Annotated in this window: 8 protein-coding genes; 1 reads left to right on the forward strand and 7 read right to left on the reverse strand. The window is 66.7% G+C overall.

The features are described 5' to 3' along the window. Positions 1-56: 56 nt before the first annotated feature. The 7 genes from metH to xdhA form a co-directional block, all read right to left on the reverse strand. Complete coding sequence (gene metH, locus GIY56_RS04935) at positions 57-2,771, reverse strand: methionine synthase (protein ID WP_154763913.1); 2,715 nt, start codon at positions 2,769-2,771, stop codon at positions 57-59. 7 nt (positions 2,772-2,778) lie between these two features. Next, entirely contained in the window at positions 2,779-3,822 is a 1,044-nt protein-coding gene (locus GIY56_RS04940; RefSeq protein ID WP_154763689.1) for a homocysteine S-methyltransferase family protein, read from the reverse strand. Between the two features lie 148 nt (positions 3,823-3,970). Further along, positions 3,971-5,404 carry a mannose-1-phosphate guanylyltransferase/mannose-6-phosphate isomerase gene (locus tag GIY56_RS04945; RefSeq protein WP_154763690.1) on the reverse strand — a complete coding sequence of 478 codons (1,434 nt, stop codon included), beginning with the start codon at positions 5,402-5,404 and terminating at the stop codon, positions 3,971-3,973. A gap of 74 nt (positions 5,405-5,478) precedes the next feature. Further along, positions 5,479-6,762, reverse strand: a complete 1,284-nt coding sequence (guaD, locus tag GIY56_RS04950; RefSeq protein WP_154763691.1) for a guanine deaminase — start codon at positions 6,760-6,762, stop codon at positions 5,479-5,481. Next, the gene (gene xdhC / locus GIY56_RS04955) at positions 6,750-7,490 is read right to left on the reverse strand and encodes a xanthine dehydrogenase accessory protein XdhC (RefSeq protein ID WP_154763692.1); all 741 of its coding nucleotides are present in this window, start codon (positions 7,488-7,490) and stop codon (positions 6,750-6,752) included. The genes guaD and xdhC overlap by 13 nt, the downstream gene beginning before the upstream one ends. After that, positions 7,487-9,793, reverse strand: coding sequence for a xanthine dehydrogenase molybdopterin binding subunit (xdhB, locus tag GIY56_RS04960; protein ID WP_154763693.1), 2,307 nt, complete (start codon positions 9,791-9,793; stop codon positions 7,487-7,489). Before xdhB ends, xdhC begins: the two co-directional genes overlap by 4 nt. A 2-nt stretch (positions 9,794-9,795) precedes the next feature. After that, positions 9,796-11,247, reverse strand: a complete 1,452-nt coding sequence (xdhA, locus tag GIY56_RS04965) for a xanthine dehydrogenase small subunit (RefSeq protein ID WP_154763694.1) — start codon at positions 11,245-11,247, stop codon at positions 9,796-9,798. Positions 11,248-11,360: 113 nt separating this feature from the next. Between xdhA and GIY56_RS04970 the strand changes: the two genes are divergently transcribed. After that, positions 11,361-12,254: a LysR family transcriptional regulator gene (locus GIY56_RS04970; RefSeq protein WP_154763695.1), complete on the forward strand. Its 894-nt coding sequence runs from the start codon at positions 11,361-11,363 to the stop codon at positions 12,252-12,254. The last annotated feature ends 3 nt before the right edge of the window (positions 12,255-12,257 follow it).

Genomic DNA, 12,257 nt, shown 5'->3' on the forward strand with positions numbered 1-12,257 from the left:
GGCTTCGCGCCCCCGGACCCCCGCGGGATATTTAGGCAAAGGTGAAGGGGCGAGGCTCAGGCGGCCTCGTCCTTTTTGCGCGGGATATAGTTCAGGATCGGCGCGAGCCAGCGTTCGACCTCGGCCAGGTCCATGCCTTTGCGGGCGGCATAGTCGCGGGCCTGGTCCTCCTCGATCTTCGCCACGCCGAAGTAATAGCTGTCCGGGTGGCCGATATAAAGGCCGGACACCGACGACCCCGGCCACATCGCCATGCTTTCCGTCAGGCGCACGCCGGTGGCGTTTTCCGCGTCCAGCAGGCGGAACAGGGTCAGCTTTTCGGTATGGTCCGGCTGCGCGGGATAGCCGGGCGCGGGACGGATGCCCTTGTAGGGTTCGCCGATCAGGTCCTGCGGGGCAAAGGTTTCGTCCGGGGCATAGCCCCACAGTTCCTTGCGGACCCGTTCGTGCAGCATTTCGGCCATGGCCTCGGCGATGCGGTCGGCAAGCGCCTTGACCATGATCGCGCCGTAATCGTCGTTCGCGCGTTCATAGCGGGCGGCGATCTCGGATTCCTCGGGACCGGCGGTGACGACGAAGCCGCCCACGTAATCGCGCCGGCCTTCGGGGGCCACGAAGTCGGACAGCGCGACGTTCGGGCGGTCGCCGCGCTTCGTCACCTGCTGGCGCAGGGTGTGCAGCGTCGCTAGCGGTTCGCGCCGATCTTCGTCCGTGAACAGGCGGATGTCGTCGCCCACGGCATTGGCGGGCCAGAAGCCCACCACGGCGCGGGGGTTGAACCAGCGGCCCTCGATGATCCGGGCCAGCATCTCCTGCGACTCGTGGAACAGGGCGCGGGCGGCCTCGCCCTGCTTTTCGTCGTCCAGGATGCGGGGATAGACGCCCTTCAGGTCCCAGGTCTGGAAGAATGGCGTCCAGTCGATATAGCGCGCGATCTGCGCCAGATCCCAGTCGTCGATGATCCGGGCGCCGGTGAACCGCGGGGCGGTCGCCCGATAGCCCGCCCAGTCCACCTTCAGCGCATTGGCCCGCGCCGCAGTCAGCGGCAGGCGCTGCTTGGCGGCCTCGGCCCGTTCGTGGCGTTCTGCCACGTCGGCATATTCGGCGCGGATCGCATCGACATAGCCCGCCTGCTGGGTTGGCGACAGCAGGGACGACACCACCCCCACTGCCCGGCTGGCATCGGTGACATAGACCGCCGCACCCTTGTGATAGCGCGGCGCGATCTTGACCGCCGTGTGGATTTTCGAGGTCGTGGCCCCGCCGATCAGCAGCGGCACCCGGAAGCCCTCGCGCTCCATCTCGGATGCCACATGGACCATCTCGTCCAGGGACGGCGTGATGAGGCCCGACAGCCCGATCACATCGACGTTCCGTTCCCGCGCAACCTCCAGGATCTTCTGGGCGGGGACCATCACGCCCAGGTCGATCACCTCGTAATTGTTGCAGGCCAGCACGACGCCCACGATGTTCTTGCCGATGTCGTGGACATCGCCCTTGACCGTGGCCATCAGGATCCTGCCGGCCGTTTCGCGTTCGGTCCCGCCGTTCAGGCGCTTTTCCTCCTCCATGTAGGGCAGCAGCACGGCCACGGCCTGCTTCATCACGCGGGCGGATTTCACGACCTGGGGCAGGAACATCTTGCCCGCGCCGAAGAGATCGCCCACCACGTTCATCCCGGCCATCAGCGGGCCTTCGATGACGTGCAGCGGGCGTTCGGCGGTCAGCCGGGCTTCCTCGGTGTCGGCCTCGATGTATTCGGTGATGCCGTTGACCAGCGCATGTTCCAGGCGCTTTTCCACGGTCCATTCGCGCCAGGACAGATCCTTTTCGCGCGCCTTGGCCCCGCCCTCGCCCTTGAAGCGTTCGGCGATGTCCAGCAGGCGCTCGGTCGCGTCCGGGCGGCGGTTCAGGACCACGTCCTCGCAGGCCTCGCGCAGGTCCGGTTCGATCGCGTCATAGACCGCCAGCTGGCCCGCGTTGACGATGCCCATGTCCATGCCCACCCCGATGGCGTGATACAGGAACACGGCGTGCATCGCCTCTCGCACCGGTTCGTTGCCGCGGAAGCTGAAGGACAGGTTCGACACCCCGCCCGAGACATGGGCGTGGGGCAGGTTCTGGCGGATCCAGCGCGTGGCCTCGATGAAATCGACGCCATAGTTGTTGTGCTCCTCGATCCCTGTCGCCACGGCGAAGATGTTGGGGTCGAAGATGATGTCCTCGGGCGGGAAGCCCACCTCGTCCACAAGGATGCGATAGGCGCGCGCGCAGATCTCGGTCTTGCGGGCAAAGCTGTCGGCCTGGCCCTGTTCGTCGAAGGCCATGACCACGACCGCCGCGCCATAGGCGAGGCACAGCCCGGCCTGGTGGCGGAACTGCTCCTCGCCCTCCTTCATGCTGATGGAATTGACGACCGGCTTGCCCTGCACGCATTGCAGGCCCGCCTCGATCACCTCCCATTTGGAACTGTCGATCATCACCGGGACGCGGGCGATGTCCGGCTCGGCCGCCAGCAGGTTCAGGAACTCGACCATGGCGGCGCGGCTGTCGATCAGGCCTTCGTCCATGTTGATGTCGATGATCTGCGCGCCATTTTCCACCTGGTCGCGCGCGACCTCCAGCGCGGCCGCATAGTCGCGGTTGGTGATGAGCTTGCGGAAACGCGCAGAGCCGGTGACGTTGGTGCGTTCGCCGATGTTCACGAAGGGGATGTCGGGGGTAAGGACAAAGGGTTCCAGGCCCGACAGGCGCAACCGGCGTTCAAGCATATGCTGTTCAGACATATTCTGGCACCTTTCGGGGGGCATATTGGGCGACAGCCTCGGCAATGGCGCGGATGTGGTCGGGCGTGGTGCCGCAGCAGCCGCCGACGACGTTTACCAGGCCCTCGCGGGCGAATTCGGCCACCTGGACGGCGGTGTCGTTCGGTCCTTCGTCATACTGGCCGAAGGCGTTGGGCAGGCCTGCGTTGGGATAGGCGCAGATGTGGGTGTCCGCCACGCCCGCCAGTTCCGCCAGGTGCGGGCGCATGGCGGATGCGCCAAGCGCGCAGTTCAGCCCCACCGACCAAGGTCGGGCATGGCGCACCGAATACCAGAAGGCCGTCGGCGTCTGCCCTGACAGCGTGCGCCCCGACGCGTCGGTGATCGTGCCCGAAATCATCAGCGGCAGTTCCTGCCCATGGCCCTGCATCGCCTGGATGCAGGCAAAGATCGCGGCCTTGGCGTTCAGCGTGTCGAAGATCGTCTCGATCAGCAGGATGTCGGCCCCGCCTTCGATCAGGCCCTGCGCCTGTTGCAGATAGGCCGCGCGCAGGTCGTCAAAGGTCACGGCGCGGTATCCCGGGTCGTTCACGTCCGGGCTGATGGAGGCGGTGCGATTGGTCGGCCCGATGGCGCCCGCGACGAAACGGGGCCGCCCGTCCTGGGCCGTCGCCCGGTCCAACGCCCGGCGCACGATGCGCGCGCCTTCGACGTTCAGGTCGTGGACCGCCGCCCCCATCCCGTAATCGGCCTGGGCGATGGTGGTGGCGGAAAAGGTGTTCGTTTCCACGATGTCGGCGCCCGCCATGGCATAGCGGTAATGGATCTCCTCGACCGCCTGGGGCTGCGTCAGGATCAGCAGGTCGTTGTTGCCCTGCTGCGGATGGTCCGAATGGTGGCGGCAGGCATGGCCTGACCCATGGCCAGTATAATCATCCTCGCCCAGGCCAAGCTGCTGGATCTGCGTGCCCATGGCCCCGTCGAGGATCAGGATCCGTTCGGCCGCCACAGCGTCAAGCGCCGCGAATGCGGGGGATCGGGGAAGTCTGCCGGTCATTGTCTCACCCTTGCCAGGAAGGCGCAGATATAGACGTTGGTCCTCGCAACGGCAAATTCATAATCCTATAGAAGATTATGAGGCCCCGCGATAAAGCCTCCTGCATTGGACCATAAATATCCCGGGGGTGCGGGGGCTGGCCCCCGCCTTACTCCGCGCTGTCGCGGGCATAGACATCCTCGTACCGGATGATGTCGTCCTCGCCCAGATAGCTGCCGGTCTGCACCTCGATCAGCACCATCGGCACCTTTCCGGGGTTTTCCATCCGGTGAACCGCGCCCAAGGGGACATAGATCGACTGGTTCTCCGTCACCAGCGTCACCTTGTCGTCCACCGTGACCTTGGCGGTGCCGCTGACGACGATCCAGTGTTCGGACCGATGCACATGGCTTTGCAGCGACAGGGCCGCGCCGGGCTTCACGACGATGCGCTTGACCTGGAAGCGGTCGGCGAGCGCCAGCGTCTCGAACCATCCCCAGGGGCGGTGATCGCGCGGGAAAGCGGTGGCCTGCTTGCAGCCCTTGGCCTTCAAGGCGGCGACGGCATGGCGCACGTCCTGCGCGCGGCTCTTGTCCGCCACCAGCACCGCGTCCGCGGTCGCGACGACCATCACGTCGGTCAGCCCGATGCCCACGACCTGCAAATCCTCGCTGTCCGAACGCAGCAGCACGTCATGGCAGTCGATGGCGGTCGAGTTGCCGTCCGTCACCACGCCATCATCAGCAGGCGCCTCCAGCAGCGCCTCGCGCCAGACGGCATCCCAACCGCCCAGATCCGACCAGCGTTCGGAAAAGCGCACAACGGTCAGGTTGGGGGCCTTTTCCATCACGGCATAGTCGATGGACTGGTCGGGCAGGCTGTCCCACGGACCCTTGGCCAGCCGCAGGAAGCCGATGTCGTCCTTGGCCTCGTCCAGCGCCGCCAGGACGGGGGACAGGTAGTCCGGGGCATGGGCACGGAAGGCGTCGATCATCACGCTGGCCTTGAACAGGAAGATGCCCGCGTTCCACAGGAAATTCCCCTGCGCCAGCATGTCCGCCGCCGTGGCCGCATCGGGCTTTTCGACAAAGCGCGCAAGCGGCTGCGGGCCGTCGCCCTGCCCGGCCAGCTCCAGATAGCCATAGCCGGTCTCGGGCCGGTCGGGGGTGATGCCGAAGGTGACGATCTGTCCTTCCGCAGCCGGTCCCACGCCCTGCCGCACGGCGCGCGCAAAGGCAGCCTCGTCGGGGATGACATGATCCGAAGGCGCAACCAGAAGCAGCCCATCCGGGTCTTTCGCCGCCACCATCAACGCCGCGACCAGGATCGCGGGGGCGGTGTTGCGGCTTGATGGCTCGATCACGATGGCGCCGGGCCGGATGCCCACCTGGTCCAGTTGCTCGGCCACGATGAAGCGGAAATCGGCGTTCGTCATCACCACCGGATCGGCGAAGTCCGGGCCTGCCAGCCTGCGGGCCGATGCCTGGAACAGCGTCTGATCCCCCACCAGGGGCGCGAACTGCTTGGGAAAGCTCTTGCGGGACACCGGCCACAGCCGGGTGCCGGAACCGCCGGCCATCAGAACGGGGGTGATCTTGGTCATGGCGCTGTCCCTTGCAACCTGGTTACGTGCAAGGGATAGCCTGCCGATCTGAAACGGGAAAGCCCGCCCGCGACTCAACCTGCGGTTTTCATGGGCTGGCCCGCCACATAGGTCTGGCGGATGCTGCGGTCGTCGCCCATGATCTGCAGGACGAACAGCTCCTGTTCCAGCGTCTCGGCCCGCTCCATGCGCAGGGCCATGGCAGGCGTGGCGCGGGCGTCCAGCACCACCAGATCCGCCATGCTGCCGGGCGCCAGCGTGCCGATGTCGTCCGCCATCCCCAAGGCCAGGGCATTGCCGCGCGTGATCCAGTGGAAGGCCTGCAAGGGCGTCAGCTTCTGGCCGCGCAGTTGCAGGATCTTGTAGCCCTCGTTCAGGGTCTGCAGCATGGAATAGCTGGTGCCGCCGCCCACGTCGGTGGCAATGCCGCTGGTGACGCCCGCCGCGCGCAGGCCCGCTTCGTCGAACAGTCCCGAGCCGAGAAACAGGTTCGAGGTCGGGCAGAACACCGCCCGGCTGCCGGTTTCCGCCATGCGCGCGATCTCTCGCGGGCGCAGGTGGATCGAATGGCCCAGCAGCAGCTTGTCCGAAAGAAGGCCATGGGTTTCGTAGATGTCGAGGTAATCGCGCGCCTGCGGATAGAGGCTGAGGGTATAGTCGATCTCGTCCTTGTTCTCGGACAGGTGGGTCTGGACGTGACAGTCGGGATGCTCGCGGACCAGTTGCCCCGCCATTGCCATCTGTTCGGGGGTCGAGGTGATCGCGAAGCGCGGCGTGATCGCGTAACGCTGGCGGCCCGTGCCGTGCCAGCGGGCGATCAGGGCCTTGCTGTCGTCGTATCCCCTCTGCGGCGTGTCCAGAACCTCGGGCGGGGCATTGCGGTCCATCATCACCTTGCCCGCCACCATCGCCATGTTCCGGGCGTGGGCTGCGGAAAACAGCGCCTCGGCGGATTGCGGGTGGACGGAACAGAAGGCCACGGCGGTGGTCGTGCCGTGGTCGGTCAGCAGGGTCAGGAAGGCCTCGGCCATAGCGGGGGCGTGGCCCTGTTGGGCGAAGCGCGCTTCCTCGGGGAAGGTATAGGTGTTCAGCCAGTCCAGAAGCTGCGCGCCCCAGCTGGCGATCACCTGGACCTGAGGGAAATGGATATGCGTGTCGATGAAGCCCGGCAGGATCAGGTGGGGGCGGTGGTCGATCTCGGCCAGGCCGGGGCGGGCCAGCGCGGCTTGGTCATCCACGGCGAGGATCTTGCCGTCCTCGACCAGGATGGCGCCATTCTCGATATAGCGATGGTTGTCTTGCGTGTCGTGGGGGTCGGCGTGGAAGGACAGCACGCGGCCCCGGATCAACTGTTGCATGGATATTTGCGTGAAGAAGAAGTGGCGGTCAGCCGCGCGATCAGTTCGGCGGCGGTGAAGGCGGCGATCACCGCCGGGCGCTTGTCGGGGGAAAAGCCTGCGCCGATGGGGCAGACCAGGGGCGTGGGGTCGATGCCGCGCGCGCGGGCAAAGCGGGTGAACTGCGCGCGCTTGGTCGCGCTGCCGATCATGCCGACATAGGACAGGTCCGGGCGCGCCAAGGCCTCGGCCGCCAGCAGGAAATCGAGCGCGTGGTCATGGGTCAGGATCACCACGGCGCTGCCGGGGCGGGCGGCGCGGATCTCGGCCTCGGGCAGCGGGATCAGGCGGGTCGCGATGCCGGGGGCGGCCCGAGCCAATTCCTCGGGGCGCGGGTCGATCAGCGTGACGTTCACCGGCAGGGGGTGCAGGGCCAGGGTCAGCGCGCGCCCGACATGGCCCGCGCCGAAGACCAGCACGTCGGGGTGATCCTGCGGCGTGGGGCCTTCGCGGTCCAGGTGCAGGACCACGCGGCCCCCGCAACATTGCCCGATCTCGGGGCCGAGGGGGATGTCCATGTCCGCGCGTTCCTCGCCCGACGCCAGCATGGCCCGCGCACGGTTGATGGCCATGTATTCCAGTTGCCCGCCGCCGATGGTGCCATCCACCCTGTTGGGACAGACGAACATCTCGGCCCCCGCGTCGCGTGGGGTGGATCCCAGGGCCTGAATGACCCGGACGCGGATCATTTCCGCAGCGCCTCGATCGCCATCAGCACGCGTTCGGGCGTGGCGGGGGCGTCCAGCCGCGCGGGTTCGCGATAGCCGTTGAACGAGGCCACGGCCATGTTGATCGCCTCGAAGACGGAAATGCCCAGCATGAAGGGCGGCTCTCCCACGGCCTTGGACCGCTTGATGGTGCGCTCGGACGCCTCGGACCAGTCGGCCAGCTTGACGTTGAAGACGCGCGGGCGGTCGGATGCCAGCGGCACCTTGTAGGTGGACGGCGCGTGGGTGCGCAGCCGGCCCTTGTCGTCCCACCACAGTTCTTCCGTGGTCAGCCAGCCCGCGCCTTGGACAAAGGCGCCCTCGACCTGGCCCTTGTCGATGGCGGGGTTCAGGCTGCGTCCGACATCATGGATCACGTCCGTCCGGTCGATGACGTATTCGCCGGTCAGCGTATCGACCGACACCTCGGACACCGCCGCGCCATAGGCATAGTAATAGAACGGCCGTCCCCGCCCCGTCGCGCGGTCCCAATGGATCTTCGGCGTCTTGTAGAAGCCCGCCGCAGACAGGTGGATCCGCGCCATGTAGGCCGCCGCGATCACCTGATTCCAGGAGATCAGGTGGTCGCCCGCGCGGACATGGCCGGGAACGAAGCGCACCTCCTCCTTGGGTTGCTGCCAGCGTTCGGCCACGAACTCGACCAGCCGCGCCTTGATCTGTTCCGCCGCATCCAGCGCCGCCATGCCGTTGAGATCCGTGCCCGACGACGCCGCCGTGGCCGAGGTGTTGGGCACCTTTTCCGTCGTGGTGCGGGTGATCTTGATGTTGGAAATGTCGCACTGGAAGGCCTCGGCCACGATCTGGGCGACCTTGGTGTTCAGACCCTGCCCCATCTCGCAGCCGCCATGGTTCAGCGCGATGGACCCGTCGTTATAGACATGGATCAGCGCGCCCGCCTGGTTGAACCAGGTGGCGGTGAAGCTGATGCCGAACTTGACGGGCGTCAACGCGATGCCCTTGCGGATCACGCCGCCCTTGGCGTTCCAGTCGAGCACCGCCTGGCGGCGGGCGTGATAGTCGCTGCTGGCCTCAAGCTCGGCAAAGATACGCGGCAGGATCTGGTCGTTGACCTCCTGGTGATAGGGGGTCAGCTGGCCGTTTTCGTAAAGATTGCGCTTGCGCACCTCCAGCGGATCAAGGCCCAGGGCATAGGCGATCTCCTCGATCATCCGTTCCGCGACGATCACCCCCTGCGGGCCGCCGAAGCCGCGGAAGGCGGTGTTGCTGACGGTGTTCGTCTTCATCGGATGGCTGCTGACGCGCACGTCCGGGTAGTAATAGGCGTTGTCGCAATGAAACAGCGCGCGGTCCGTCACCGGGCCGGAGAGATCCGCCGAAAAGCCGCAGCGGGCATACCAGTCCCCCCTCACGGCGCGGATGCGGCCGTCATCGTCGAAGCCCACCTCGTAATCCACGACGAAATCATGCCGCTTGCCGGTGGCGGTCATGTCGTCGTCGCGGTCGGGACGGATCTTCACCGCGCGGTTCCAGCGTTTGGCCGCAATGGCGGCCACGCAGGCGAACAGGTTCATCTGCGTTTCCTTGCCGCCGAAGCCCCCGCCCATCCGCCGCACGTTCACCACCACCGCGTTGTTCCGGCAGCCCAGGACATGGGCCACCATGTGCTGAACCTCGGACGGGTGCTGGGTCGAGACGTTGATGGTCACGTCCTCATCCTCGCCCGGAATGGCCATGGCGATCTGGCCCTCCAGATAGAAGTGGTCCTGCCCGCCGATGGCGAAGCGGCCCGCGATGCGGCGGGGGGCGGCGGCCATGCCCGCGTCGGCATCGCCGCGCTTCAGGGTCAGGGGGTCGGTGACATAGCCCATGCCGGCATCGCGCGCGGCAATCGGGTCCAGCGCGTGGGGCAGCACGTCATAGGCGATGCGCGCCTTGTGCGCCGCCCGCCGCGCCCCGTCGCGGGTTTCCGCGATCACGGCGAAGACCGGCTGGCCCCAGAATTGGACCACATCTTCGGCAAAGATCGGGTCGTCGTTCTTGCCGTTGGGCGAGACATCGTTGACGCCGGGGATGTCCCTGGCGGTCAGCACCCCCACCACGCCCGGATGGGCCAGGATTTCGGAAAAATCCATGCCGGTGATCCGGCCATGGGCGCATTGCGACAGGCCCAGATAGGCGTGCAGCAACCCATGGGGTTCCGCCAGGTCGTCGGTATAGTCGGCGCGGCCGGTGACGTGCTTGATGGCGCTGTCGTGGACCGTGTCCTGATGCGCCTGGCCGCGGAGGGTGGTTTCGTCTTTCATCTTCACGCTCCCACGGCTTTATGCAGGCGGACGGGCAGGCCGGGTTCGGATTGCTCCAGCCAGAAGCGGCGGAACAGGTTGGCGGCGACCGTGCGGCGGTAATCGGCGCTGGCGCGCCAGTCGGACAAGGGTTGGAAGTCACCCGCCACGGCGCGGGCGGCGGCCTCGAAGCTGTCGCGGGCGAAGGGTTGGCCTGTCAGCGCGGCCTCGGCCCCCGTGGCGCGCTTCGGGATGCCCGCCATGCCGCCGAAGCAGATGCGGGCGTCGGTGATGATGCCATTTTCAACGCTCAGGCAAAAACCGGCGGCGACGGCGGTGATGTCGCTGTCGCGGCGCTTGCTGATCTTGTAGGCGGCGATCCGGGCCTGCGGGCGGGTCGGGATGATGACTTCTTCCACGAATTCGCCCGGCGCGCGGTCCTGGCGCCCGTATTCGATGAAGAAATCCTCCAGCAGGATTTCCCGGCGCGCATCACCCTTGCGCAGCACGATCCGCGCGCCCAGCGTGATCAGCAAGGGCGGCGTGTCGCCGATGGGGGAACCGTTCGCGATGTTCGCCCCGATGGTGCCCATGTTGCGCACCTGCCAGCCGCCGATGCGCAGCCAGTAATCGTAGGCGGCAGGGATGTGGTCGCGGATCAGTGCTGCTGCCTCGCTGTAGGTCACGCCCGCGCCCAGGCGGATCTCGCCGTCCTCGACCCGAGCCGATTTCATCAAGTGACCGATGAACACGGCGGGGGAAATGTCGCGCATGAACTTCGTGACCCACAGGCCCACATCGGTCGCGCCCGCGATGATCGTGGCCCCGGGTTCCGCCTCCAGCACCGCCGCCAGGTCGTCCACATCGGCGGGGATGATGGCGCGCTCGGCGCCCTTGGACAATTCCACCCGCTGCCCCCGCATGGCGCGCAGCTTCGCGGCCACCAGTTCTCGCTCCATCGCCAGCGCGTCGGCGGCCTGACCGCCCGCGCGGCCCGCCGCAAGCGCGGCCTTGATGATCGGCTCGTATCCCGTGCAGCGGCAGATGTTGCCTTGCAGCGCGACCTCGATCTCCGCGACCCCCGCGTCGGGATTGGTCATCCACAGCCCGTAAAGCGCCATCACGATCCCCGGCGTGCAGAAGCCGCACTGGCTGCCGTGATGGTCCACCATCGCCGCCTGGATCGGGTGCAGCCCGCCGTCCGGGCCGCGCAGATGTTCCACCGTCACCACATGGCAGCCGTGGCAGCTTGCCAGGAAACGGATGCAGGCGTTCACCGGCTCGTAAACCAACCCGCCGTCCGTCAGCCGCCCCACCAGCACCGTGCAGGCGCCACAGTCGCCCTCGGCGCAGCCTTCCTTGGTGCCGGTCAGGCGGCGGTCGATGCGCAGGAAATCCAGCAGCGTGTCGGACGCGCCGACTTCGGTCAGTTCGACCGGCCGACCGTTCAGCAGAAAGCGCAGCGCGGGTGTCATGGCATTCCTTCGTGGCTGTGGACCCACCGAAATCGTAGGCCGAAAAAAACGGTTGCGAAATCGGTGGCGACCCGGAAGACTTTACACGATTCCTTGAAAACGGCCTATCATCCATGTCCTATCTGGAAAGCCTGCGCGTCTTCGTCCGGGTGGTCGAACTGGGGTCGATCACCGCGGGGGGCCGGGATCTGCGGCTTTCCCCGGCAGTTGCCTCGAACCGCATCAAGGATCTGGAAAACCGCTTCGGCGTGCGCCTGCTGAACCGCACCACCCGCAAGCTGACGCCCACCGAGATCGGCCGCGCCTTCTATGACAACGCCCGCCGCGTCATTGATACGCTGGACGAGGCCGAGGCGCTGGTGTCCAGCTTCTCGGGTCGTCCGCAGGGGGTGATCCGCCTGACCGCGCCGCTTGGCCTGGGACGGCGTTTGATCGCGCCGCTGATCCCGCCTTTCTGCGCGGAAAACCCCGGCGTCGATTTCCGGCTGCGGCTGTCGGACCGCAACGTCAACATCGTCGAGGACGCCATCGACCTGGCCTTCTTCCTGGGCGAGCCTGCGGATTCCGCGCTGAAATGGCGCAAGATCGCGGATTGCCCGCGCGTCCTGGTCGCTTCTCCCGACTACCTGTCGCGCCACGGCACGCCGAAGACGCCCGAGGATCTGGTGGATCACAACTGCCTGCTGCTGCGCTATCCTCGCAGCCCCGAATATTTCTGGGTGCTGCAATCCGAGGACGGCCCGCAGAAGATGATGGTGGCTGGGCGGTTCGACACCGACGACGGCGACGTGCTGACCGCCTGGGCGCTTGGCGGCGAGGGGATCGCGAACCGCCCCCTGTATGAGGTGGCGAGCGATCTGAAGGCCGGGCGCTTGGTCGAGGTTCTGCCCCAGAACCGCCCCCAACCCGCGCAATTCGGCTGCCTGACGCCGCACCGGCGCTTGCAGGATCCCAAGGTGCGGATGTTCGCGGATTTCGCCGTGCGCGAGCTGAAGAAGGTCTTCTGACGC

The organism is Paracoccus lichenicola, assembly GCF_009708075.1.
Lineage (GTDB): Bacteria > Pseudomonadota > Alphaproteobacteria > Rhodobacterales > Rhodobacteraceae > Paracoccus > Paracoccus lichenicola.